This window comes from Thermostichus sp. OS-CIW-26, assembly GCF_054058395.1.
In genome coordinates this window covers 46874-71107 of record NZ_JBSSAG010000004.1, presented here as the reverse complement: position 1 = coordinate 71107, position 24234 = coordinate 46874, and the positions used below count along the sequence as shown (strand labels likewise).

The following is a 24234-nucleotide window of genomic DNA, read 5'->3' as shown; positions in this document are numbered from 1 at the left end:
GCTCCGTCTCGGTTGTCCGGATCGCCAGCCGGTAACCCCAAACTGGTATGCCCACTTGCTACTGCCTTAACCCTGCCTGTTTGCACCCGGAAAACCCGGCGGATGCCTCTACCTGTGCCTCTTGTGGCCATCCCCTCCTGCTGCGCAATCGCTACCGGGCCTTCAAGCGCATCGGCCAGGGGGGATTTGGCTCTACCTTTTTGGCGCGGGATGAGGACATGCCCTCCAAACCTTGGCGGGTGATCAAGCAGTTGCGCCCGGTCGAGGGATCCCCGCAACTGGCCAAGCTGGCGGAGGAGCTCTTCAATCGCGAGGCCCAAGTGTTGGAGCGCCTGGGCGAACATTCGCAGATCCCCAAGCTCTACGCCCACTTTCAGGAAGGCGGCAAGTTCTACTTGGTGCAGGAATTTATCCAGGGCACCACCCTCTCCCAAGAAATGCGTCGCAATGGGCCCTTTTCCGAAGAACAAACCCGGCAGGTGATGCAGGAGGTGCTGCTGATCCTCAGCTATGTCCACAGCCACAACACGGTTCACCGAGACATTAAACCCGCCAACCTGATTCGTCGCAAAGAAGATGGTCGATTGGTGCTGATCGACTTTGGGGCCGTCAAGCAGCTCGGCCCGGGCCAGGATTCGGCAGAAGAGGCGACGGCCATTCGCTCGCTGGGCTTTTCTCCCCCAGAGCAAGTAGCCGGCCAGGCGGTCGGTCCCTCTAGCGATCTCTATGCCTTGGCTGCCACCTGCATCAACTTGATGACGTTGGAATCTCCGGCCAAGTTTTATAACCATGAAACGGGACAGTGGGATTGGTCGGATTGCCTGCAGCTCAGCCCGGAATTCGACGCCATTCTGCACCGCATGTTGCAGCCGGCCATCAATCAGCGCTTTGCCACCGCCACCGAGGTCTTGCGGGCGCTGCAAGGGATCCCGGTGGAAGAAGCACCGATTGTGTTGCCCAACTCCCCCCTGTCTGCCAATCCCAGCACATCGGTGATCTCCGGCTACTGGGCCAAGCGCCGCTCAGGCGGTTTCTCGCCCACACCCCTACCTCAGTTCACTGCAGGGGGAATGACAGCCAGCAGCCCGCTATCCATCCCCTCTGAGTGGGGGAGCACCACCGGTTTTACCCAACTGGGCCGAGCCAGCAGCATCACAGGCAGCGGACGGATCAAGCCGGCTACCCCACCGCGGATCCCTTCCATGGCGGGAGCGGATCTGCGGGGAAAGTCCTTTGCCAACCAAAACCTAGCCGGCTACGATTTGCGCCAGGCCGATCTGCGGGGGGCCGATTTCTCAGGGGCCAACTTGCAGGGGGCGGATCTGCGCGGCATCCTCTTCAACACCCCTCAACCCTACTGGCTGCGGGTTTTGATCCAACTGTCTGGATCGGCCAAGACGTTGGGAGGGATCCTGACAGGCTTGGGGGGGCTGCTGGGCTCAGGGATCCTGGCCTTTTTGCTTGTCCGCCTGACCACGGGCAATTTGGTTTATGCGTTAGGAGCGGCTGGGATCGCCTTGGTGGTGGCCAGCTCGGTGATCTGGTCGATGGGCGGTGGGGTTCGTTTGGCTCGATACCCAGAAGAAAAGAGCAAGCGCTTTACCAACTTTTGCAAAGCAGATCTGCGGGGGGCACGGATGGACGAGAAGCTACGGAAGTTTGCCCGCCGACAGGGGGCCATCTTGAGTTGACGCAGGGCGGATTGCGGACCTGGCGGATCTGGAATTTTGCGTTGCGATCTTTAACTTTATAGATCTTTAATACTTTAATAGTTTTATAGTTGTTTCAGGTTAGGATGAGACGTCTGTGCTACTGCTCGCGCCAGCGGGACGGAGTCCTATCGCGCCGGCGGGACGGAGTCCTTAGAAAAGCCTTCTGGCCCTCCGCATTATTGCCCCGCAATGCCATTGCTCCGCAACGCTGACGCGAAGACGCGACCGACGTCTTAGTGTGGGCACAGTGTCCTGGTTTGAATCGAGATGACTATAAACAAGAGATCAAGCCATCGAAGGGGGTGGGGAAGCCCATCTGCGAAGAGACCGGTTGACCTGTTCCGTCAGAGCTCGGCAGGCTACGGTTTTGCCCTGTTGCCGATCCCCAGCTTGGTCGTAAAAGACAATACCATCGGCCCGGGAAAGGCCCAACGCCAAGAACAACAGCTCCAAAACCCCAAAAGAAGCGGTCTCCAGCTCCGGCGATCGCTCCTTGAGCTCTGCCAGCGTGGTGTGGGCATCTTCCAGGTGGCCGAAGGCCGGGATCCACAGATGAGTTGCCGGCTCGGATCCCTCTGAGGACAAAGACTCCGCCTCGCCAGCAGCAGGATCCTCGACCACCCGCACCGTCAGCCAGCCGCCATCGGGGTAGCGCAAGGTGGTGTATTGCAGGTGATCCAGGTGTTGGGCCACCTGGGTGAGCACATCCGCCACCTGTTGCATCGCCGCCGTTGGGATCCCATTTTGCGGAGCGGTATCCACAAGGGTTGCGGCCTGTGCTGCCAAACTAACCACCATGATTGACAACAATCCTCATCCACATCCAGAATAGATATTCGCAGCGATTGGGGCTGTAGTTCAATTGGTTAGAGCACCGCCCTGTCACGGCGGAAGTTGCGGGTTCGAGCCCCGTCAGCCCCGTACTCCTAAAACACTCTAGCTTAGTCGCTCCCCTGCAGCCCTCACATTTCCAGACTGATCTGATTTCTTGATTTCTGACGGTGACTGCTGCACAATGCGGCCGGCTCAGGGTTCAAGTTTCGGCGGTGGGGTATGGAAAGCCCGCCCTAAAATGGGGCTTAGTCCAGGGGAAAAACCATGCAGTATCGCAGATTTGGGCGTACCGAGCTGCCTATGCCTGTGCTGAGCTGTGGTGGCATGCGCTATCAACACAGTTGGCAAGATACTCCTTGGTCAGGGATCCCAGCGGCAAGCCAGCAGAACCTGGAGGCGACGATTCGCCAGGCCTTGGAGGTGGGCATCAACCACATCGAAACTGCCCGCGGCTATGGCACTTCTGAAATGCAGTTGGGCCGCATTTTGCCGCTCTTTCCCCGGCAAGATCTGATTGTGCAGACGAAAATTGGCCCCAGCGCCGACCCGCAGCAGTTCCTGGCCAAGTTCGAGCAATCGATGAGCTACTTGAACCTCGATTATGTGGATCTGCTGGCCATCCACGGGTTGAATACCTGGGAAGACTTGGAGCACAGCCTGCGTCCAGGGGGGTGTCTGGAGGTGTGTCAGCGCCTGGTACGGCAGGGGCGGGTGCGTTTTGTCGGCTTCTCCACCCATGGGCCGACGGAGTTGATCGTGGAAGCCATACGGTCAGGGGGCTTCGATTACGTCAACCTGCACTGGTATTTTGTCAACCAGACCAACTGGCCTGCCATTGAGGCCGCCGCTCAGCAGGATATGGGGGTATTCATCATCAGTCCCTCGGATAAGGGGGGCAAGCTTTACGATCCGCCCGCCAAGCTGGTGCAGTTGTGCCAACCCCTCAGCCCGATGGTCTTCAACGACCTGTTCTGTCTGTCCCATCCCCAGGTTCACACCCTCAGCATTGGGGCGGCCCGACCCAGCGATTTTGATGAGCACCTGCAGGCGGTGGAGTTATTGGATCGGGCTGATGAGCTGTTGCCGCCGATCCTGGCCCGCCTAGAGCAAGCTTTGATCGAGCAGGTGGGAGAGCACTACGCCAAAACTTGGCACCAGGGCCTGCCTCGCTACGACCAAACCCCCGGACAAGTGAATATCCCGTTCATTCTGCTGCTGCGCAATTTGGTCTTGGCCTATGACTTGGTGGACTATGCCAAGAGCCGTTACAACCTGTTGGGCAATGCCGGCAGTTGGCTCCCCGGCCAGCGGGCAGACAAAGTGGATGCCGAAGCCCTGCGACCTTATCTTATCCACAGCCCCCACCGCGACCGGATCCCGGCCTTGTTGCATGAAGCCCATCGCCTGCTCTCTGGAGCTGAGGTGAAGCGCCTATCTCAGAGCTAGCTTGCTCAGGGATCCCCCCGTTTGACGGTATTAAAATGCTTCCGCAAGAGATTCAAGACTACATCGTTTTATTGAGAAACTCCGTGTTGCAAGAACAGTTACTGAGTTAGATGAGAGTCTGGCAACACTAGCCCCACCGCATCTGTAGACGCAAGAGGAGTACCATTGCGATGGCCAGCCTTTTACTGTGGCCTGTTTGGCATGGTTGTAGGTGATTGAGATAACAGTCGCCGACCTTTCGGATTGCCAACGGATGTGCCGTCACTTTTATCGGATAGGCCGCACTCTCTTGGATCTGGACGCTGCCAAAACCGTTCGGGATCAACCCACCTGGTTTGAGGCTCCATCTTAAGGTCAGGGGCAGGAACCTGTTTGCCAGCAGCCTCAATCCCCTTGGACAGAGTGCTCTCAGCCACCCAACCCCATCGCTTCAATTTGATGAATGTAGTCGGGGGGAAGCCCATGCTCTCGTGCCCCCTTCAAGATTCCTTGAAGATATCCCTCGCTTGGGATCAATGAATCATCAATGAATGAATCTCCCGCCACGTAAGTCATTGCTTCGATCACTTCACCCTCATCGCTTCGAACCTGAACCTGCTGGCGACGGTAATGACCTCCCGGGATTCCTTCATACCGATCCATCCTCTCCAGCCTGTCCGAGCTGCACAGATAGGCAACTCCCCACACAACCCCAGAGGGATCCCGGACAATGTTGGCCTTGCCGGTTCCATCGTTGCCGCGCTTGTTGAACGTCAGGCGGTATCCCTGCAAACGAGCACGCCTAGCTTCCTTGAAATCAACAGCACGGTGTCCCATCTGCTGGGCATCTAGGTTACTTCCGTATGCAAAATACCACTGCTCACTCATCTCTAGTTCCCTTGGTGTCGGGTGAACCCGCCTACCCAGAATTACACTGAGATATTGAGCACATTAGCATCACGGGATCCCGCCCCTCCATGAGCTACTTGGTTATCGACACCGAGGGCAACCCCAACCTGGAAGAGATCGCCCTTATCGACAGCAGCGGCAAGCTTATTTACCATGCCTACACCCAAGAATACTCGCCCCACCACCCCCAGCCCAAACCTTTGGCCCAAATCGTTGCTGACCTGCGGCGCTTGGCACAAGGCAAGACTCTTGTTTTCCACCAACCAGATCACGACCTAAAAATCCTTAAACAAGCCTTTGACCAAGTTAACCAAGATTGGCTTCCTAACCCCATCTTCTGTACTTGGTCAGCCGCCAAGCAATGTTTTCCCAACCTTGCCGGTTACAGCCTAGAGTATCTCAGCAAACATCTCGGGATCCAACTGGAGAGCGGTTACTTCAACTCCAAACTGGCCCACGACGCCAGCTACGATGCCCTCTTTACCTACCACCTCTATCGCCACCTCACCCACGCTCAGCTCAAAGCCCAGAATGTTCCCAATCCTTTCGCCAACAGCAGAGTTGACAATCCCTTTCAGCATTATCCCGACGAGACCACCATCTATCAGCCTCAGTACCAGCAGCTCACTGCCACCCTACAGGACATCCAACGGGATCCCAACCACCAGAGCCGAGGGGTTGTCTTACTGGGTGAACCTGGATCCGGCAAGACCCACCTGATCATGCGGGTGGCCCAAAACCTCCTGCGCCACAACCGTCTCCTGTTTATCCCTCAGCCCACCCATCCCGACAACATCTACCACCACATCTACAGCCACACCCTGGAATCCCTGCGCGAACGGGTAGATGCCCATCACCACACCCAGCTCGACTACTTGATTGCCAAGAGCTTTGTGGAAATCTTGAAAACCTTCCCCCAAACCTCAAAAACTGAAGAGCTTCTCTCCCTTCTCACGGCGGATCCCCTCAACCTCTTTCATCGCCTGGGAGCAGAAGGCACCGAGCGTCGTCGTCAACAATGGCAAGCCATTGAAAAACTGGTTCTGCGCTGGTGGGCAGAGCAAAACTTCCTTACCGGTTCCACCGAAAACATTCTCAAGGGCATCATCAAATACTGCAGCTACAGGGATCCCAACCGCCGTCACCAGATCATCCGCTGGCTCAGCGGTACCGACCTGGATCCTGAAGAAACCAACTTGATTGGGTTGCCCCCTTGGAGTGCAGATCTGGATCGCAACACCTTTGCCCTAGAAGGGATAAAAGTCATCGGCAGGCTTTCGCTGCTCGACCAGCCCCTGATCATTGTCTTCGACCAATTGGAGGCTCTGGGCCGAGAGGAAAATCGAGATATCCTTCTCAACTTTGGCGATGCTCTAAAAGAGCTTTTTACCCGTATTCCCAACAGTCTGTTTATCCTCAATCTGTTCCCCGACCGTTGGCAACATTTCCAAACCCAATTTGACCGGGCTACCGTCGATCGCCTCTCCCAAACCGTCCTCTCCCTAGATCTCCCCTCTCTTCCCAAGCTTCAAGCCCTTCTCCAGAGCCGCCTGCCTTCAGGGATCCACCTCCAAGCTCTCTTCACCGCCGATGACCTCAGCGATATCCTCAGCCAACCCTCCATCCGCGCCATTCTCAACCGGGCCTCAGCCTACTATCGCCACTACATCAACGGGATCCCTCTCCCTCCCCAGGTGCAAGTTGTACCCACTGCCAGCAATCTAGCCGCCCGTGTCCAGCGGCTCGAAACTGAGCTGCAAACCCTCAAACAACTGCTCATCCCCCTTCTTCCTGCCCAGAGTCTTGTTGCTGTAGCTCCGCCTCTCCAGCCACCCAGCCTCTCTGAGGATACTGCCGAAGTCTTGGAACCCTACCTCCGTGATACCGAGGCCCAGCTTCGTGCCAGCTATCCCCAAGAGGCGATTATGGACAGCACAGCTGATATCGGCAAATTGCGCACCATCGTCAATGCCCTGCAAGGGATCCATCCTGTCCCCATGAGTGCCCTGAAGCTGGGCAAACGCAAGCTTCCAGATCACCTCTATTTCCCCAGCCAAAAGCGGGTGATTGCCTTTATCCAAGTGGCTGCTGGCAGCATGTATTGGCAGGTCAATAACTTCAACCAATTGGTGATTGCTCACCCTGGGCTTCAGTTTCTCTTGCTGCGGGACGCCCGCCTCAAGCCTCCTTCTCCAACAGCTACTGCCACCCAAGCGGCCTTGGCTGCCCTCAACAACAGCCCTAATGGCAAGTATGAGCTGCTCACCAAAGAGGATCGCATTCACCTGGAGCTGATGTACAGAATGATCACCGACATCCAAAACCGCGACCTGGAAATCGACCTGACCCAAGCCGTTCGGTATTATCTTGACCACAGGGATCCCCCCCTTATTGCCTGGATCCTGGGCCGTGATTAAGCGCTCCAGATCCGTCGAAACCCCATGTTGTTCAAGGTCGGCTCCGCATCGGGATCCAGCACCGTAAAACCGGGATCCCATATTGTCCGGCCAAGCTTGTGACCTGATTCTTAAGGCTGCCGATCAACGGAGCCAATGGCAAGGGATTGACAGCGGAGCCAAAGTACCTCAAAGTTTCCGGCATAGTGGGCTTTGTCCGGCTCAAGCCCTCCCCTGATTACTCAGTATCGGAGCGGCGGGATTTGAACCCACGACCCCCACTACCCCAAAGTGGTGCGCTACCAAGCTGCGCTACGCCCCGACGCACTTACGGGTAGAAGCCCATGAAGTGCCTAGCTAGTCTAGCATCGGATCGCGGCCAGAGTTAACCCCAAGCTGCGGGATCCCGTGGAAAACATGCTAGCTTAGTTAAGCCGTTAAGAAATCGCACGCCTGAACCACCGGGTGTCCTTACAGCCCTTTCGCGGTTTGCTGCAACAGCTCCTGAGTTCCTTGCCAATGGGGGTAGAGCGCTCTGTGCAGGTAACCGGCGGGAAGGCCGTAACTGGGATCCGTTCGGGCGGAGGCTAACCCGTAGGAGAGGAAAAACTCATGAGCGTAGTCAGTTTGCCTCAACTGTTGGAGGCAGGGGTTCACTTCGGCCACAAGGCCAGCCGCTGGAACCCGAAAATGCGGCCCTACATCTTTACCGAGCGGAACGGCATCCACATTATCGATTTGGTGCAGACGGCCCGCTATCTGAACGAAGCCTACGAGTATGTGCGGGATGCTGCTGACAGGGGTTGGCGCTTCCTGTTTGTGGGCACCAAACGGCAAGCTGCCGGGATCATCGCTCAAGAGGCTCGTCGCTGTGGCAGCTACTATGTCAACCAGCGCTGGTTGGGGGGTATGCTCACCAACTGGGCCACCATCAAAACCCGCATCGACCGCCTCAAAGAAATTGAGGAGATGGAGAGCAGTGGTCTTCTGGATCGCCTGCCCAAACAAGAGGCCAGCCGTCTGCGGCGAGAGTTGGCCAGGCTGGAAAAGTACTTGGGCGGCATTAAAACGATGCGCAAGCTCCCCGATGCGGTGATCATCGTCGATCAGCGGCGGGAGGCCAACGCCGTTCAGGAATGTATCAAGCTGAACATCCCGATCATCTCACTGCTGGACACCAACTGCGACCCCGATCTCAGCGATATCTTCATTCCCTCTAACGACGATGCCATTCGAGCGATTAAGCTGATTGTAGGCAAGTTGGCGGATGCCATCTACGAAGGGCGGCATGGGCAGCTCGACACCGTTGAGGAGGATGAGTACGACTACGAAGGGGCGATGGATCTGGACGACGACATGCTGGAAGACATGGAGGACGAAGAAGAAGGAGAAGCCGAGGAAGGCTAGACCGAGGGCAGGGATCCCGTGCAATCCGGGCACTTCCCTGCCTGTTCCCTATCCAGAGGCGTGTATTCTTGAAATCTAGGTTTACAATTCTACCGAAGCCCGCTCATTCTCACTCATATCCCGCCACATTCTTCCCGTTCTTTCATTCGAGGAGCCCTCATGAGCATTGATGCCAAACTGGTCAAAGAGCTGCGCGAAAAGACGGGCGCAGGCATGATGGACTGCAAAAAAGCCCTGGAAGATTCCGGTGGCGATATGGAGAAAGCCATCACCTGGCTGCGACAGAAAGGGTTGGCAGGGGCAGCCAAAAAGGCCAGTCGCGTCGCGGCAGAGGGGGCAGTTGACAGCTACATCCACTTCGGCAATCGAATTGGGGTGTTGGTGGAAGTGAACTGCGAGACGGACTTCGTGGCCCGCAGCGAAGATTTTAAGAAACTGGTGCAAGACATCGCCAAGCAGATTGCCGCCTGCCAAAACGTAGAATACGTCAGCGTTGACCAGATCCCTGCTGAAGTGGTGGAGCGGGAAAAAGCCATTGAAATGGGCAAAGAAGATCTGGCCAATAAGCCGGAGAACATACGCGAGAAGATCGTGCAAGGTCGCATCGAAAAGCGCCTGAAAGAGTTATCCCTGTTGGATCAACCCTTTATTAAAGATTCCTCGATCACCGTAGAGGAATTGGTGAAGCAGCACATTGCCAAACTGGGGGAAAACATTCGGGTGCGGCGGTTTGTGCGCTTTGTCCTGGGAGAGGGGATCGAGAAAGAAGAAGTGGATTTTGCTGCTGAGGTTGCCGCTCAAGCCGGTCTCAAGCCGGCAGAGGCCCCCAAAGTGGAAGAGACTCCACCCGCTCCTCCTGAAGAACCTGCCCCAGAACCGGCCCCTGCTGCCGAGAGCAAGCCGGCCAAAAAAGGCTCCGCCAAGAAAAAGAAATAGCCGGTCAAGGCTGAGCTGTAGGGCCATGTCGGCGGTGCAGAGGCGTTGAAACTGCGTTATGGAGAGTGTGGGCACCTGATACATTTACGCTGAACACTGCTGAACATCACTGTTCAACTATGCAGCGATAGCATTCTGTTTGTTTCCAACCAGAATGGCGGTATCCCGCAAAGCTTTGAGTAGAATACCCAAAGCGCAGTTTCCGTGTCGTCTTACTACCAATTTTCTGCTTTGCTTTGGCTACCATGTTGGCAGACTCGAAAGTAAACAGAAAGATCAACTGGTAGTAATCCGTACTGAACATATTATACATTATTTTCAGTATAGTTGAGCTTATTATTGATTAGAGTCATGCTCTATGTCGGCAGTTCTATAACCACTACGCTTGGGTATCCCTTGGGGGAAAGGCTAGGTTATGCATGCAAATGTTCTGATCCTCCCGCCTTGGCAGGGTTAACTCCAGCACGCTAGGGTAGCAGACGGCCTTTTTGGATCCCGGGCATGAGTTTTATCTTGCGCAATGCGTTAATTCCCACCGCCACCGGCTACGAAACCGCAGATGTGCGAATCGAGGGGGAACGGATTGCTGCCATAGGCAGAGGGTTACCCGCAACGGGCGCAGACAGCCTGGAACTGGATGCCAGTAACCAACTCTTGCTGCCGGGCTTTGTCAATGCCCACACCCATTCTTCCGAAATGTGGCAACGAGGGATCATCCCACCCTATCCGCTGGAGCTGTGGCTGGCACAACTGCACGAGTATGCGCCGCCGGATCCGGAAAAAATCTATCTCAGCGCGCTGGGGACGGCGGTGGAAACCCTGCTGACGGGGGGCACCTCGGTGGTGGATCATCTGGTGTTGATCCCAGGCCAAGAGTTGGCCACCATTGAGGCGGCGGTACGGGCCTACCGAGAAGTCGGGATCCGCGCCTTCGTGGGCCCCTTGATCCAGGATCAGGCTCTCTCTCGGGGGTTGCCCAGCAGCTCCTCTTGGGATCGGGAGCCGGAAACCTATCCCCTCTCCACAGCAGAGGTGCTGGCCATTGTGGAAGAGGCGGTGCAGCGCTTTCACCGGCCAGAAGAGGGCATTACCCTCATGGTGGCTCCCACAGGGATCCAACTGTGCTCAGACGAGCTGTTCAAGGGCTGCGCGGAGTTGAGCCAGAAGTATGACCTACCCCGCCACGCTCACCTGCTGGAAACCCGTGCCCAGCAGATGCTGGCCCAGGAAAAGTACGGCTGCAGCGCAGTCGAGCATCTGGAGCGCTTGGGCTACCTAGACCGGAAAACTTCCTTGGCCCACTGCGTCTGGCTCAGCGATGCCGATATTGAAATCCTGGCCCGTACCGGCTCTACGGTTGTTCACAACCCCCTGAGCAACCTGCGCCTAGGCAGCGGCATTGCCCCCATCTTGAAATACCGCCGGGCAGGGGTGAACGTGGCCTTTGGCTGCGATGGGGCTGCCAGCAACGATTCCCAGGATCTCCTGGAGGCCATCAAAATCGGCACCATCCTTCACAACATCACGGATCCCGACTACCGCCACTGGATTTCTCCCCGCGAGAGCATCGAGATGGCAGCCCGAGGTGGGGCAATCGGCTTGGGCCTGGGGGATCAGATGGGATCCCTGGAAGTGGGCAAGCAAGCGGATCTGGTGCTGTACGATCTCACCCAACTGTCGCTGTTGCCCCGTACCGATCCCATTGGGCTGCTGGTGTTGGGTCGGCCCACCCAGGCAGTGCATAGCGTTTGGGTGCGAGGAAAACAGGTAGTGTCCGGCGGAGCCGTGACGACGGTGGATGTGGCCAAGCTGCGGCAGGATCTGTTTGCCCACAGCACCTGGGATCCCTCCCGCCGCTCACAGCAGGTGGCACAGCTGGAGGCCCGCTACCGCCGCGTGATGGGTTTGCCGGCATAGCCATGGCAGGGATCCCTGCGGGTTCAGAGGTCGACTGGGCCAGAGCCACTGCGCAGGTGAAACGACAGGCCCTGGCCCTGGGTTTTGACAAAGTCGGCATTGCCAGCATAGAGGATCCCCCCGACTTGCGGGGTCTGCAAGCTTGGCTGGCTGCGGGCATGGCCGCCGACATGGCCTGGATGGCGGATCCTAGGCGAATGGATCCAAAGCAGGTGCTGCCGGGGGTGCAGTCGTTGGTCTGTGTGGCTTTGAATTACTACACCCCCATCCGCCACAGCCAGGATCCCGGCAAGGGCAAGATCTCCCGCTACGCTTGGGGTCGAGATTATCACCGCGTGTTAGGGCGGCGGCTGAAGCAGCTCCACCTCTGGATGCAAGCGCAATTTCCGAACTACCGCGGTCGATGCTATGTCGATACCGGCCCGGTGGCGGAAAAGCCCTGGGCCATGCAGGCGGGCTTGGGTTGGATCGGCAAAAACAGCCTGTTGCTCACCCGCGAGTACGGCTCCTGGGTGTTTCTGGGAGTGATCCTGACCACCCTGCCGTTGCTCCCTGACCAGCCCCACACCGCTCACTGCGGCACCTGTACCCGCTGCCTAGAGGCTTGCCCCACGCAGGCCATCGTCAGTCCGGGGGTGGTCGATTCCCGCCGCTGCATCGCCTATCACACCCTAGAAAGCCACGCTGAGCGGATCCCTGCCAAGATTGCCCAGAACCTGCACAACTGGGTGGCCGGCTGTGACATCTGCCAGGAGGTCTGCCCTTGGAACCAACGCTTTGCCCAACCCAGCCGGATCCCGGATTTTCAGCCCTACTCTTGGAATGTTGCCCCTGATCTCCAGGAGCTGGCCCGGATCGATGATCGGGAATTCGACCACAAGTTTCCGGCCTCTGCCCTGCGCCGGCTCAAGGCCCACCGCCTGCGCCGCAACGCCCAAGCAGCCCTGGAAGGCAATTCCAGCTCTGCAGCTGGCAGCAACGATTTGGAAGCCCCCTCTACTTAACTTGGATACGCTTTCCTAGCAGGATCTTGCGGCCTCGAGGCCGGCGCCAGAAAATGGTGGGGCTATTGTCTCTGGGCCAGGGACGCAAGCTAACATACATGCCCTACCCTCTTTCTGAGGCCACAGTGCTGGGCCGCCATGGTCTTGCTCTCGTAGGAGCGGTTTTGCGCAAAGGACGTGTGGACTTGGTGCAGGAGTTTACCCACCGCTTTGTTTGAGCTGGATCGACTCAAACACAGTAGCCCCACCTAAAACACGGTCATTTCAAGCTAGATTAGGACACTGATACATTCACGCTGAACTCTCCTGAACATGGTTCAGGAAAGAAGCGATCGCATCCTGCCTATCTCTGTTCGCGTCAGCGGGACGGAGTCCAAGCAGGAAGGCGGTATCCCGCAAAGCCCTGAGGAATACCCCCCGAGCGCTTTCCCCCTTCACTTCCCGGCAACCGTTGCGGTGGACTCAAGGATCAGGGGGAAACTTGGTCTACTATATCCCTCTCAATGACTTTTGCCAAACCGCCTAAAGCTCAGTAAATTCAGCAAAGTTCAGGGTTTTGGGGGTTAGAGGCATGCTCCCTGAACGCTCGGCGCCGCTTCCGCGACCATCCCTGGCTCCTTTCCCTCTGGGAGAGGGGGCAATGCAAACAACTGTAGATTTGTACAAACAACTGTAGATTTGTACTGAGATGATCTTGAGAGTTTTGGACTAGAGCTGGGTGGAGCTCTCCTAAGACTAGGTAGCCCGTAGCTGCACCGGCATAACCAAATAACAGAGCCGCATTGCCCCAAGGGGCTTCCAGATGGCCGGCTGCGTGGCGCCGTTTAGCTCCAGGCTCACCTGCTGCGTATGAAACACCCTGAGGGCATCCAGCAGGTAACGCACATTGAAGGCCAGCTCCAGGTCAGGACCGGACATCTGCACTGGCAACGATTCCTCGCCACTGCCCACATCGGGCGCCTCGGTGCTGATGCGCAGGGTTTGGGTTGCGGCAGAAAGATTGAACTTGACGATGTCGTTTCTTTGGGCAGCAAGTACTCCCACCCGCTCCAGCGACTCCATCAAGGGCCGACGCTCCAGGGTTACCTGCCGCTCAAATTGCTTGGGAATTAGGCGGTTGTAGTCGGGATATTGGCCCTCCAAGAGACGGCTGGTAATCCGCTCTTGGCACTGGGTTTTGCCGGCGCGAGGGGGCAGCACAAACTGCACCTGGGATCGGTCAAACCGCAATTCCACCGTAGAGGCCGCGGTCTGGGTGCCGAGGATGCGCTCCACCTCTCGCAAAGTGCGAGCGGGAATGGTGAAATCCAACCCTATTTCCCCATGGGCCGAAGCAACCGGGATCCCTTCGGCCTCCACCTGCACCATCGCCAGACGATGCCCATCGGTGGCTGCAAACTCCAGGCAAGGGGGATCCCCTGGCAAGAGCTTGACATGCACTCCTGTGAGCACCTGCTTGGTCTCATCTCCAGAGGCCGCAAAAAGGGTTTGGCCGATCCCTTGCAACAGGCTCTCGATGGGCAGCTCCAGGGCCTGAGCTGTTGGGCTTTCCTCCCCCACAAAATCGCCATCTGCGTCGGCGGTGCGGAGCAGTATTTCCGGTAGGGTGGGGTACTCTTCAGCCGACAGGCTGCGCACTTGGTACTGGCCGGCTGCCGACATGAGAATCACAGGGGCACTCTCCTGGGCTTGGCTGCTCGCGTCAAGAGTCACTGGGCCGCTGGGCAGGCGGCTGACGATGTCGCTGAGCAGCTTGGCCGGCAGGGTGGTGCGACCGGATCCCCTGACCTGAGCCTCGAACTCGCTGCGAATGCACAAGTTCAAGTCAAAGGCGGTCAAAGCAACCCGCTGAGTTTCCGCGTCGGCCTCCACCAACACATTGGCCAAAACGGGCAGGGCGGGGCGGCTGGCCACAGCCCGTCCAACGGAAGTGAGGTGGTGGCTGAGATCGGCTTGCTCGCAGGTGAAGCTAAAACCCTCCAGCGGCGCGTCAACAGCTTCGTTAAAGCGGCTCTCCCCACGATAGGGAGCTGCAGTCTTGCTGCTGCGCAACACCGGCGCGAACGACTCGGTTTCCGATTCTCGATCCACAGGACGCTGAGCTTGCACCATCAGGGGCACTTGAGGGCTGAACATGCACATCCTACACCGACTGCCCCGGTTGGATCCCTCCCCTTGCGGTCGAGTTTTGGAAAATTTGCCTCGCGCGTAGGACAGATCTGAAATTTCGATCCCTGCCTAATTTAATTTTTTGATCTAGTAGTAGTAGGGGCTGTGGAAACTGTGGAAAGTGATCGTCAACACCTTGCGCCATGAGCTTTTGAGCTTATTCCCCACCTGTGGAAAAACTGTGGATAACTTGGCCACTTTTCCACAGAGTATTTATACCTGTTAATAACTTGGGGGGTTTTTCCACAGGTTTTCCACAGATTTTCCAGGTTTTTCCACAGGTTTTCCACAGGCTAATGTTATGGTTTTCTGACAAATTCATAAAAATTAACGCACAGTCAGTGTGAGATCCCCTAAGGTAGTGAATCCTTCCCCCTAGATATGGCTGGGGATTCCACCGGAGCTGGGGCGGGCTTCGCTGGATTTCCACAGGTTTTCCACAGGCTGTCGAAGAAAGCCTGGGATATTGCTCTGGGCTTGTTGGCCTTGCCTGGCCACCTGTGAGCTGACACGGGATTCTTGGCAAGACCCCAGAGGAGCGGGAAAGCGCTCTGCGCACCAGAAGCGGCAAAGGAGGTCAGGATGAGGATGGGACAGCGCCTGACCCAAAATTGGGCTGCTGCAGGAGCGAGTCGCAATAGGGATGCGGTCTAGAGTCCGTACCCGCGAAGGGCCAGGCGTAGGTCAACGGGATCCGTTTTGGTGATGGCGGGAGCGCAGCACGAGCACGTCAGAAAGCTGGCGCAGTTGACTTTGAACCTGGGTGAGCTGTTTTTTATCACGTACATCGATACAGAGATCGATCAGGGCGGTGCGGTTGGCAAAAGTTTGTACCTTGGCATTGCGAACATTGATACCTTGATCCGATAGGCGGGAAAGGATGTCCCGCAGCACCCCGACGCGGTCGATAACCTCCAGATGCAGTTCTACCGGGTAGATCTGGGTGCTCTGCCGCAGTTGCTCTTCGTTCCAGCGTACTGGCACCAGGCGTTCCCCCGAAACCTGGGCCACCCGTGGACAGTCCTGATGGTGGATACTAATACCCTTAAAGCGGGTGACTACGCCCAAAATCGGATCCCCCGGCAGCGGGTTACAACACTTGGCCAACTGGTGTTTCAGACCCTCCACCCCCAGAATGGGAGATTGGGATTTGACGGAACTGGAAGCCACAGAAGCCCGCGGCAACAACAGCTTGGATCCCTCAAGCGATTCCTCCTCTGTGGGAGCAGATACTGCCGGCCTGCTGACCTCCTGCAGCCGATGGATCACCAGCGTGGGGGTTGTCTCACCATAACCCAGAGCGGCTAACAAATCCTCTACACTGGCGTAGTTGAGCTTTTCGGCTACCTTCTGCATCCGCTCTGATTTGAGCAGGGCATCAAAGCCCGTTTTGCCCAGCTCCCGCTCCAGCAAATGCCGGCCCCGCGCGATGTTTTGCTCACGATTTGAGCGCTTAAACCATTGGCGAATGCGATTGCGGGCAGAGCTGGTGGCAACGAAATTGATCCAGTCCAGGCTGGGATGGGCATTCTTGTGGGTAATGATCTGCACGATGTCGCCGTTGCGCAGGCGGGTATCCAGGGGCACGATCTTGTTGTTCACCCGCGCCCCCGCACAGTGATCCCCAACTTCGGAGTGGATGCGATAGGCGAAGTCCACCGGACAGGATCCCTGGGGCAGGGCCAGCAAGTCCCCCTTGGGCGTGAAAACGTAAACCTCGCTCTCAAACAGATTCTCGCGAAGGGTGTCCAGATACTCTTTGTCGTCTTTGAGGTCGTTTTGCCACTCCAAGAGCTGCCGCAGCCAGGTGAAGCGCTCCTCGTCGGGCTTGACAGTGGTGCTGCCGGCCTCCTTGTACTTCCAGTGGGCGGCGATCCCGTACTCAGCCACGCGGTGCATCTCTTCGGTGCGGATCTGCACCTCCACCGGTCTTCCCTGCGGGCCAATCACCGCCGTATGCAAAGATTGGTAACGATTGGCCTTGGGCAGACCAATGTAGTCTTTGAAACGCCCAGGGATGGGGCGAAAGCAGTTGTGAACGACTGCCAGCACCCGATAGCACTCGCTGTTGGTATGCACGATCACCCGCACTGCCGAGAGATCGTAAATCTCGTGAAATTCTTTGTGCTGCTGCTGCATCTTGCGATAGATGCTGTACAAATGTTTGGGCCGTCCGCTGATCTCAAAGCGTTCCAGTCCCGCTTGAAGAAGGTTCTGCCGCAGCTCTTCGATAAAAGCTTGGATCTCGGCCTCTCGCTCGGCGCGCTTGGCGTTGACCAATTCCTGAATCTTCCGGTAAGCCTCGTAGTCCAGATACTTAAAAGCCAAGTCTTCCAGTTCCCATTTGAAATGCCAGATCCCCAGCCGGTTGGCCAAAGGGGCGAAAATTTCCATTGTTTCGGCTGCAATTTGCCGTTGCTTACTGGGGGAGAGATACTGCAGCGTGCGCATGTTGTGTAAGCGATCCGCCAGCTTGACCACGATGACTCGAATGTCTTTGGCCATGGCCACGAACATGCGGCGGAAATTTTCCGCTTGCTGCTCGGTTTTGCTGGAGAAATTGAACTTGGAGAGTTTGGTAACCCCCTCTACCAGTAGGCGAACTTCAGAGCCGAATTCAGCTTCCAGGGCTTCTGGGGTAACTTCTGTATCCTCAATAACATCGTGCAAAAGGCCCGCTGCCACTGTCACCGCATCCCCCCCCAGCTCCCGCAGGAGAGTGGCCACGGCTACCGGATGGGCAATGTAGGGATCCCCTGATTTGCGTTTTTGGCCCTGATGCAAACAGTAAGAAAACTCAAAGGCACGGCGCAGCAGATTGGCTTCTTCAGCCGTGTAGGGCCGCAACCCATCGCCGGGATCCTCGGCACCGGAAAGCAGAGCACGCAGCCACCCTGGCACCTCAAAACCGAGGCTATTCAGGTCGAGACCTCCATCTGAGGTGGCAATGACAGCCGTCTGACCCATGCGAACCCGGCGAAAAGGGATGTTTGATTACTGACTATAGTTCATCCAGCTTAGCCGCCGACAGATTAGAGGAGGAAAAAACGGCTGGAATAAAAAGAGGCATTGGCTGTCTGCCAACGCCGACCGCTTGCCATCCTCGGCAGATCGAGGCTTAGTCTTCGCTCCACTCCTCGCAGTTGCCGATCAAATCGCAGAGGGGATCCGAGGGGCAGTAGTCTTGCAGCTCCAGCTCTTGGGCAATCGCCTGCCACTCCCGCTGCGGGAAAAAGGGTTGCAGGTGGGCAATGGCTGCAGAGCGGCGTAAGACCCCCTGCTGAATGAGGCGACGAGCTTCCTCCTGGATGGCCTCAACCGCATAGTGGGTGGCTTGTAAAGTGGGCATAGCTTAACCTACACGTGGAATGGATGGGACGCACCGAGGGGTCGGGAAAATCTTGCCTCGCTACCCACATCATAGAACTTGGTCTCGTTTCGTAGCAAGAGATACAAGTTTGTATTGCAGGCAACCTTAAGGCCCGCTTAAAAGCCCAAGCCATCGGCTCCTGCGGTCACTATGCCTTTTTCTGGGTTCAGAGTGACGATAGATCCATCCCGGATTAAGCGGGTAGCATCCTTGACCCCCACCAGCACCGGCACCCCCAGCCGCAGGCCAATGACCGCCGCATGAGAGGAAGCTCCCTCTTCCTCGGTAATCACCCCGGCTGCCTGTTTGATGGCCTCCACATAGTTGGCGTCGGTGGATTGGGCAACCAAAATGTCTCCGGCGGTGATTTTGCTGGCATCGAGGCTGGATCTCAAGATGCGGGCCGGGCCGCTGACAATGCCTTTGCCAAACCCTTTGCCTTGAGCCACCACCGCTTTCACCACATCCACCTTGATCAGATCGGTGGATCCCGCAACGCCTGGCAGGGTTCCTGCACTGAGCACCACCAAGTCGCCATCCTTGAGCAAGCCATCTTCCTGAGCCAAGCTGATGGCCGCTTGAAAGGTCTGGCGGGTGGTGGCCAAATCCATAACCAACAGCGGATGTACCCCCCAAACCAACTGCAGCCGCCGTGCCACCTCCACATGGGGGGTTACGGCCAGGATGGGAGTGCGGGGACGAAACTTGGAGACATTGCGAGCGGTAGCCCCCGTTTTGGTCAGGGTCATCACGGCTACGGCATCCAACTCCTGGGCGATCTCCCCCACGGCGCGGCTAATCGAGTCGGTGATCAGGGTTTTGGGCCGCATCCCGGCAGGACTGTTGCCGTTGTTTTGGCTCAGCTCCTGCATGGCAAGGGTGCGAAGGCGTTGTCGTCGGTCGGCGGAGGTCAGGTCAAAGTAATCGCGCTCGGTGCGCACGGCAATGCGGGCCATGGTGGCAACGGCCTCGACAGGGTATTTGCCCACAGCCGTCTCGTTGGAGAGCATAACGGCATCGGTGCCATCCAAAATGGCGTTGGCCACATCGGAGATCTCGGCACGGGTGGGTCGGGGGCTGTGCACCATGCTGTCCAGCATTTGGGTGGCCGTAATCACCGGGATCCCCAGGGAGTTGGCCAGGGCGATCACCCGCTTCTGCAGGATCGGCACCTCTTCCGCAGGCAGCTCTACCCCCAGATCTCCCCGCGCCACCATCACACCGTCGCTGAGGGCCAAAATCTGGGGCAGCTGTTCAATGGCCTCGTGTTTCTCGATCTTGACGATGATGGGTACCCGCTTGTCGGCTGAGCCGGAAGAAGGCCGTTTGGCTGAGGCAATGAGCTCCCGCAGCTCCAGCACATCAGAGGGATCCCGCACAAAGCTGAGGGCCACCCAATCCACCCCTTGGTTGAGGCCGAAGTAGAGATCTTCTTTGTCTTTTGGAGTCACGGCGCGGATGCTCAGGCGCACACCGGGGAAATTGACCCCTTTGTTGTTGGAGAGGGTACCCCCGACAATGGTGCGGCAGAAGAGTTCGCCCGCTTCCGGATCCACGGCTTCCACCCGCATCTCCACTCGACCGTCGTCGATGAGGATCGTCGCTCCTTCGGGCACTTCTTGGGCCAGCTTGTCGTAGGTGACCCAGCTGCGCTCTTGGGATCCCAAGACAGGTTTGCTGGTCAACACAAAGGGATCCCCTGCCTTGAGGGTGATCGAGCCTTCGGCGAACTTGCCCAGGCGGATTTTGGGCCCCTGCAGGTCTTGCAAAATGGCGACCTGGATGCCCAGATCCATCGCGGTTTGGCGGATCAGGCGAATGCTGCGGCGGTGTAGCTCATGATCCCCATGGGAGAAGTTCAGGCGAAGGGTGGTTGCCCCTTGCAGGATCATCTCCCTGAGAATGGCTGGATTTGAGCTGGCAGGGCCGATGGTGGCAACAATTTTGGTGCGTCGAAAAGAATCCCTCAAATGCATGTCCACTGTTCCCAAGGGAGAGCAGCCCAGATCCTTCCCCCACATAGGGATCTCTCTGATTACGATAACCCGTTATGTCTTTTTTGAGGCACCGCTTTTTTAAAATCCCCAGCGAGAGAGGATGGGAAAATAGGCAAAGCAGAGTGTAGAGATCCATCTGGAGTCGAGCGATGCCGGTTGCCCCCGAATACGCCTTCCCCTTCGAGCACCATCAGAAGTTCTCTCTCGACAACCCCACCATCTCCAGCCCAGGGGTTTCCAAGCGGGAATACATAGCCAGCAGAGTACTGCAGGGTATCGTGAGCAATCCCCAGACTCCTGTTGGCGATTTGTCTCCTGAGCAACGACAGGCTTTGGTCTATACGGCGGTGTTGTTGGCGGATGATTTGTTGGCCGCTCTCAGCGCCCAGTAGATCAGCACCCAGTAGAGAGGCCACCCTCTGCGGTTGAGGTTTAGGCTGAGGTTAGCTGCTTGCGGCGGGGGGCCGTAGGCTCTGCTACTACATACGCCGCAGCCGTTGAGTCAACTCTTCCCCCAAGCGCATCCATTCTGCCATCCCTTCGGGATTCACCTGTCGGTCATCCTGCCAGAGAATGAGGTGGGCGCCGGCCCCTTCGGCACAATAGTTGGGATGCTGCTCCCAAAAACCAAGGACGCCAGGATGGAACCGCAGCCGAACTTGGGCTTCATTCTCTCCTCGCAAGAGATAGCTCCGGGAGAACTTAGGGTGGCTCTCGAAATTGATATCTTGCATGCCAAAAGCTTTGGCGATGCCATGGAAAAAGGCATTTTCGGGGTGCAGCCGAAAACGCGGCAGATGAAGATCCTCGTGATAGGCGTAGAAGACGGACTGGCGATAAGTGCTGGAACTCTTGCCACTGCCGCGGGTGTATTGGTAATCAAAAACGGTAATCTCAGTGCCATCGATCAGCCGCTTGGACATCGAATTATAGAAACGCCGCCCATGGCTTCGTTCAAACAGTCCAAAGCCTGCTTGCAACAAGCGAGATCGAATCTCTTCAGGCAACTGGGCAGAAAAGCGCATTCCTAGCTGTGCAGCTACCCGCTCCAGAGCTTCTCGACGTTTCTTTTCGTGGTAAAGGGCTAGAGCCAAGATCCCGGCAGCCAGAGCTAAAAACAAGATAAAAATAAGCAACCCCATACCGTCTCCCTCGGCTTACAGACTGCAGCGCCCATCCCCACAATACCTGAGCAGATTTCCAAAAGGATCCCTGCCTTCGACCATTCAGCCGAGCGGTCTCCTCTTGTCTTTTGTAGAGAAGTGACCCAATACAGCTGAGTGTGTCAAAGTTTGACGAAATTGTAGGGAGCGGTGAAGTTGTTGTAGCGAATGCGCAGCCGCCCCTGGAAGGTCTGGTCTAGCTCCTCTACTTTTTGGGCAAAAACCGGCTCATCTTCCCAATTGATCAAAAACGAGCCGTTGTAGGCCATGTTTTCGGTGAGCAGATCTCCTTCTACGCGGTCGCTGGCCAAGGGGCTGAGGGCTGCTGTAAAGGTCTGGGCAATGCGCTGACGTCGCTGCTCTAAGAGCTGCTCCAGAGCCCGTCCGATCTCGACTACCGCGTCCAGCCCCAGAGGAGCGCCGGCCATTTCGTCTCGCCGAGCTTTGAGGGCAGGGTTTTCCTCTAGCCCCAGCTTGAGCTCCTGCTCGGGATCCCAGAAGACCTTTACTCCCACCTCCCGCTTGCCCTCTAGGCGCTCCAGCAGAGCCAGCAGATCCGCCAAGCGGGGCTGCACCAAGTCCCGTTCCACCTGCTCCCAGCCGCTCACCACCAGGCCAAATTGCAGAGGCAGCAGAGCCCGGTGTCCCTCGTTCATCACTTTTTCCAGCACGGCCTCATGGGCGAGCAAGTTGGCCCGGCTGGCCAGGTAGCGCTCCTGTCGAGCCTGGGAGTACAAGAAGGCCAGGGATCCCAGCCCATGAACCTGCACCGGCTGCTTGTCCAGCCCCACCACACTCAGATGACGCGGGCCAGGGGCAGCGACGATCCCGTAGAGGTAGAGGGCGCTATGGGGATTTGCCGTTGGCATTGCTGCGGGCATCTCCGATCAGCCACGTGAGGTTGGACTCTTCGGTGTCGATGGCATTGCCATCCGAGGAAATGCAGTAGCGACCCATCACCATCTGGTGGCGTAGGGTCACGCCTGCCGCAATCTGGGTGTAGTTAAAAATCAAGCTGCCATCCAGCGTACACCCTTCATTCAACACACATCCGTAGCCAATTGCCGTGGGGCCGATGAGTTTGACCCCGTCCGCCAAATAGCTGCTGGCCCCGATGTAGACCGGTGGCTCGATGTGGATGCGATCCCAGTTGGCGCGGATGTTGATCCCCGTCCATACGCCGGGTTGAATCTGGATCCCAGGCACCTTGACTCCCTTGATCTCGCCGCGCAGCACTTTTTGCACCGCCAGCCAGTAGTCGTGGGTGCGGCCAATGTCCACCCACTGAAAGTCAGCCGTGATCCCATAAAAGGGAGCGCCCGCTTTCACCAAGGCCGGGAAGAGATCGCTGCCGATGTCGTAGGGGCAGCCGGGGGGAATGTAGTCGAACACTTCCGGCTCGAAAACGTAGATGCCGGTGTTGATGGTGTGGCCGAGGGCCTCTTCCCGCCTGGGCTTTTCTTGGAAGGCAGTGATGCGACCCGTCTCATCGGTTACCACCACTCCGTAGCTGGAGACCTGGCTGGGATCCACCTGCCGCAGGACCACAGTGGCCAGCGCTCCCTTGGATTTGTGGAAGTTGACGATCTGCGTGAGGTTCAGGTCGATCAGGGCATCCCCACAGAGCACCACAAAGGTACTGTCGAAAAATCCGGAGAAATCCTGGATCTTGCGCATACCGCCAGCGGAGCCCAGAGGTTCGGCCACCGGCTGGCCGTTCTCAAAATGGCCTTCGAAAGAAAAGCCGATGTGAACCCCCCATTGCTGCCCATCTCGAAAGTAGTCTTCGATTTGGTGGGCCAAGTGGCTGGTGTTGACCATGATCTGGTCGAAGCCGTGTTCCCGCAGCAGCTCCACCAAAAATTCCATGACAGGCTTGTGCAAAATGGGGATCATCGGCTTCGGCATCATGTAGGTGATGGGCCGTACCCGCGTGCCTTTGCCTGCTGCCAGGATCATGGCTTTCATGCCGTCGTCACTCCTCCGGGCTAACCGTGCTCTGACTTTATCATCCCAGGATCGGCATTCCAGAGAACCGGCGGGGCTTTCAAGAGGCTGGGGAATCGCTGCTGGGATTCCGATCCCCTACAATCAAGGGGGCTTGCTCTTCTGGGCATTTCGCCAAGGGTTTCCCCTGAGCCCCTCGTTTTGCCCCGTCTCTCCTGAGAGTTCCACCCGGCAGACGGGGATCCCAGCATTCTTACATTGATTGCTCCTGGCCCAAGATTCAGACGGATGTATCAGACAAATGTAGTAGATCCTGAAAAAGATGCTGGATGGCCGTCCCGACAGCCCACCCATCACGATTGCCCTGGCCAAGGGGACCTTGCTGCCTGAGGCCATTCAATGCCTGCAGCAGGTGGGGATCGATTTCAGCCGTTTTTTGGATCCCGGCAATCGCCTGCTGCGGATTGAATCCCCCACCCGGCTGAACGGACAACGCTACGAAGCGCTGCTGGTGCGCACTCACGATGTGCCGGTGTACGTGGAGTACGGGCAGGCGCAGTTGGGCATTGTCGGCTACGACGTCTTGCGGGAGCGCTATGCCGGCACCGAAGCGCGGGTGGCCCACCTGTTGGATCTCCAATTTGGCCACTGTCGCATGTCGGTGGCCCTTCCCCAAGATAGCCCCTACCACTCGGCAGCTCAGTTGCCTGCTCATGCCCGCGTGGCTTCTAAGTTTGTCGGCTGCGCCCGGGAGTATTTTGACCGCCTGGATTTGCCGGTGGAGCTTATCTCTCTCTATGGTTCGGTGGAGTTGGCCCCCCTCACCGGCATGGCCGATGCCATCGTCGACTTGGTAGCCACAGGGCGCACCCTGAGGGAAAACGGCCTGATTGAGCGAGACTGCCTATTCGAGAGTACAGCTCGCCTGATTGCCCATCCCATCAGCTACCGTGTCAACCAACAGCCTATCCGCGAGTTGATCACCCAGATTCGGGAACGCTGGCTGGGATCCCTGTTGGTGGGTGGCTAATTTTGAGGCACTTCCTGT

19 protein-coding genes and 2 tRNA genes are annotated in these 24234 nt (G+C 57.4%); 11 read left to right on the top strand and 10 right to left on the bottom strand.

The genetic code is table 11. The features are described from left to right. Positions 1-47 precede the first annotated feature (47 nt). Entirely contained in the window at positions 48-1691 is a 1644-nt protein-coding gene (locus ACVW0C_RS03150; protein WP_457384314.1) for a protein kinase domain-containing protein, read from the top strand. 306 nt (positions 1692-1997) lie between these two features. Here the strand turns inward: ACVW0C_RS03150 and ACVW0C_RS03145 are convergent, their stop codons facing one another. Further along, positions 1998-2510, bottom strand: coding sequence for a hypothetical protein (locus ACVW0C_RS03145; protein ID WP_457384313.1), 513 nt, complete (start codon positions 2508-2510; stop codon positions 1998-2000). Between the two features lie 49 nt (positions 2511-2559). Between ACVW0C_RS03145 and ACVW0C_RS03140 the strand changes: the two genes are divergently transcribed. Next, a tRNA-Asp gene (locus ACVW0C_RS03140) sits at positions 2560-2633 on the top strand. Positions 2634-2810: 177 nt separating this feature from the next. Next, the gene (locus ACVW0C_RS03135; RefSeq protein WP_457384312.1) at positions 2811-3992 is read left to right on the top strand and encodes an aldo/keto reductase; all 1182 of its coding nucleotides are present in this window, start codon (positions 2811-2813) and stop codon (positions 3990-3992) included. A 408-nt stretch (positions 3993-4400) separates the two neighbouring features. Here ACVW0C_RS03135 and ACVW0C_RS03130 read toward each other — a convergent pair whose 3' ends face one another. Continuing rightward, on the bottom strand, positions 4401-4859 hold the full coding sequence (locus ACVW0C_RS03130; protein ID WP_414342279.1) for a gamma-glutamylcyclotransferase family protein: 459 nt from the start codon (positions 4857-4859) through the stop codon (positions 4401-4403). Positions 4860-4948: 89 nt separating this feature from the next. On the opposite strand from ACVW0C_RS03130, the gene ACVW0C_RS03125 reads away from it, so the two are divergent. Then, on the top strand, positions 4949-7297 hold the full coding sequence (locus tag ACVW0C_RS03125) for an AAA family ATPase (RefSeq protein WP_457384311.1): 2349 nt from the start codon (positions 4949-4951) through the stop codon (positions 7295-7297). Positions 7298-7524: 227 nt separating this feature from the next. Here the strand turns inward: ACVW0C_RS03125 and ACVW0C_RS03120 are convergent. Further along, positions 7525-7598 (bottom strand) — tRNA-Pro (locus tag ACVW0C_RS03120). Positions 7599-7888: 290 nt separating this feature from the next. Here ACVW0C_RS03120 and rpsB point away from each other — a divergent pair. From rpsB to ACVW0C_RS03095, 5 genes are all read left to right on the top strand, one after another. Further along, positions 7889-8683 (top strand): 30S ribosomal protein S2, encoded by a 795-nt coding sequence (gene rpsB, locus ACVW0C_RS03115; RefSeq protein ID WP_414328871.1) that lies wholly within the window; start codon positions 7889-7891, stop codon positions 8681-8683. Positions 8684-8827: 144 nt separating this feature from the next. Beyond that, the gene (tsf, locus tag ACVW0C_RS03110; RefSeq protein WP_457384367.1) at positions 8828-9619 is read left to right on the top strand and encodes a translation elongation factor Ts; all 792 of its coding nucleotides are present in this window, start codon (positions 8828-8830) and stop codon (positions 9617-9619) included. A gap of 501 nt (positions 9620-10120) precedes the next feature. Further along, on the top strand, positions 10121-11536 hold the full coding sequence (locus ACVW0C_RS03105) for an amidohydrolase (RefSeq protein ID WP_414342282.1): 1416 nt from the start codon (positions 10121-10123) through the stop codon (positions 11534-11536). A gap of 2 nt (positions 11537-11538) precedes the next feature. Then, the gene (gene queG, locus ACVW0C_RS03100; RefSeq protein ID WP_457384310.1) at positions 11539-12540 is read left to right on the top strand and encodes a tRNA epoxyqueuosine(34) reductase QueG; all 1002 of its coding nucleotides are present in this window, start codon (positions 11539-11541) and stop codon (positions 12538-12540) included. Positions 12541-12566: 26 nt separating this feature from the next. Beyond that, complete coding sequence (locus ACVW0C_RS03095) at positions 12567-12758, top strand: hypothetical protein (RefSeq protein WP_414380595.1); 192 nt, start codon at positions 12567-12569, stop codon at positions 12756-12758. Between the two features lie 517 nt (positions 12759-13275). Here ACVW0C_RS03095 and dnaN read toward each other — a convergent pair. The 4 genes from dnaN to pyk all read right to left on the bottom strand — a co-directional run bounded on the left by dnaN (position 13276) and on the right by pyk (position 20055). Further along, positions 13276-14652, bottom strand: coding sequence for a DNA polymerase III subunit beta (gene dnaN / locus ACVW0C_RS03090; RefSeq protein WP_457384366.1), 1377 nt, complete (start codon positions 14650-14652; stop codon positions 13276-13278). A 741-nt stretch (positions 14653-15393) separates the two neighbouring features. Continuing rightward, positions 15394-17676: a RelA/SpoT family protein gene (locus tag ACVW0C_RS03085; protein ID WP_457384309.1), complete on the bottom strand. Its 2283-nt coding sequence runs from the start codon at positions 17674-17676 to the stop codon at positions 15394-15396. 151 nt (positions 17677-17827) lie between these two features. Beyond that, positions 17828-18058 (bottom strand): DUF4327 family protein, encoded by a 231-nt coding sequence (locus tag ACVW0C_RS03080; protein WP_414342658.1) that lies wholly within the window; start codon positions 18056-18058, stop codon positions 17828-17830. 137 nt (positions 18059-18195) lie between these two features. Then, on the bottom strand, positions 18196-20055 hold the full coding sequence (pyk, locus tag ACVW0C_RS03075) for a pyruvate kinase (RefSeq protein ID WP_457384308.1): 1860 nt from the start codon (positions 20053-20055) through the stop codon (positions 18196-18198). A 170-nt stretch (positions 20056-20225) separates the two neighbouring features. On the opposite strand from pyk, the gene ACVW0C_RS03070 reads away from it, so the two are divergent. Next, positions 20226-20468: a hypothetical protein gene (locus ACVW0C_RS03070; protein ID WP_414422470.1), complete on the top strand. Its 243-nt coding sequence runs from the start codon at positions 20226-20228 to the stop codon at positions 20466-20468. An 87-nt stretch (positions 20469-20555) separates the two neighbouring features. Here the strand turns inward: ACVW0C_RS03070 and ACVW0C_RS03065 are convergent, their stop codons facing one another. The 3 genes from ACVW0C_RS03065 to ACVW0C_RS03055 form a co-directional block, all read right to left on the bottom strand. Next, entirely contained in the window at positions 20556-21218 is a 663-nt protein-coding gene (locus ACVW0C_RS03065; RefSeq protein ID WP_457384307.1) for a hypothetical protein, read from the bottom strand. A gap of 143 nt (positions 21219-21361) precedes the next feature. After that, a complete protein-coding gene (locus ACVW0C_RS03060; protein WP_011433160.1) occupies positions 21362-22108 on the bottom strand; it encodes a GvpL/GvpF family gas vesicle protein in 747 nt (248 codons plus the stop codon). Beyond that, on the bottom strand, positions 22086-23207 hold the full coding sequence (locus ACVW0C_RS03055) for a nucleotidyltransferase family protein (RefSeq protein WP_414329069.1): 1122 nt from the start codon (positions 23205-23207) through the stop codon (positions 22086-22088). Before ACVW0C_RS03055 ends, ACVW0C_RS03060 begins: the two co-directional genes overlap by 23 nt. A gap of 301 nt (positions 23208-23508) precedes the next feature. Here ACVW0C_RS03055 and hisG point away from each other — a divergent pair, with 301 nt between their 5' ends. Beyond that, the gene (gene hisG, locus ACVW0C_RS03050) at positions 23509-24216 is read left to right on the top strand and encodes an ATP phosphoribosyltransferase (RefSeq protein WP_457384306.1); all 708 of its coding nucleotides are present in this window, start codon (positions 23509-23511) and stop codon (positions 24214-24216) included. Positions 24217-24234 lie beyond the last annotated feature (18 nt).

Coding starts and splice junctions, on each gene's coding strand:
- queG (WP_457384310.1), top strand. CDS start 11,539: ATGGCAGGGATCCCTGCGGGTTCAGAGGTCGACTGGGCCAGAGCCACT.
- ACVW0C_RS03085 (WP_457384309.1), bottom strand. CDS start 17,676: ATGGGTCAGACGGCTGTCATTGCCACCTCAGATGGAGGTCTCGACCTG.
- ACVW0C_RS03150 (WP_457384314.1), top strand. CDS start 48: ATGCCCACTTGCTACTGCCTTAACCCTGCCTGTTTGCACCCGGAAAAC.
- ACVW0C_RS03080 (WP_414342658.1), bottom strand. CDS start 18,058: ATGCCCACTTTACAAGCCACCCACTATGCGGTTGAGGCCATCCAGGAG.
- ACVW0C_RS03060 (WP_011433160.1), bottom strand. CDS start 22,108: ATGCCAACGGCAAATCCCCATAGCGCCCTCTACCTCTACGGGATCGTC.
- ACVW0C_RS03125 (WP_457384311.1), top strand. CDS start 4,949: ATGAGCTACTTGGTTATCGACACCGAGGGCAACCCCAACCTGGAAGAG.
- ACVW0C_RS03070 (WP_414422470.1), top strand. CDS start 20,226: ATGCCGGTTGCCCCCGAATACGCCTTCCCCTTCGAGCACCATCAGAAG.
- ACVW0C_RS03065 (WP_457384307.1), bottom strand. CDS start 21,218: ATGGGGTTGCTTATTTTTATCTTGTTTTTAGCTCTGGCTGCCGGGATC.
- ACVW0C_RS03145 (WP_457384313.1), bottom strand. CDS start 2,510: ATGGTGGTTAGTTTGGCAGCACAGGCCGCAACCCTTGTGGATACCGCT.
- ACVW0C_RS03135 (WP_457384312.1), top strand. CDS start 2,811: ATGCAGTATCGCAGATTTGGGCGTACCGAGCTGCCTATGCCTGTGCTG.
- dnaN (WP_457384366.1), bottom strand. CDS start 14,652: ATGGTGCAAGCTCAGCGTCCTGTGGATCGAGAATCGGAAACCGAGTCG.
- hisG (WP_457384306.1), top strand. CDS start 23,509: ATGCTGGATGGCCGTCCCGACAGCCCACCCATCACGATTGCCCTGGCC.
- rpsB (WP_414328871.1), top strand. CDS start 7,889: ATGAGCGTAGTCAGTTTGCCTCAACTGTTGGAGGCAGGGGTTCACTTC.
- ACVW0C_RS03055 (WP_414329069.1), bottom strand. CDS start 23,207: ATGAAAGCCATGATCCTGGCAGCAGGCAAAGGCACGCGGGTACGGCCC.
- ACVW0C_RS03105 (WP_414342282.1), top strand. CDS start 10,121: ATGAGTTTTATCTTGCGCAATGCGTTAATTCCCACCGCCACCGGCTAC.
- pyk (WP_457384308.1), bottom strand. CDS start 20,055: ATGCATTTGAGGGATTCTTTTCGACGCACCAAAATTGTTGCCACCATC.
- ACVW0C_RS03130 (WP_414342279.1), bottom strand. CDS start 4,859: ATGAGTGAGCAGTGGTATTTTGCATACGGAAGTAACCTAGATGCCCAG.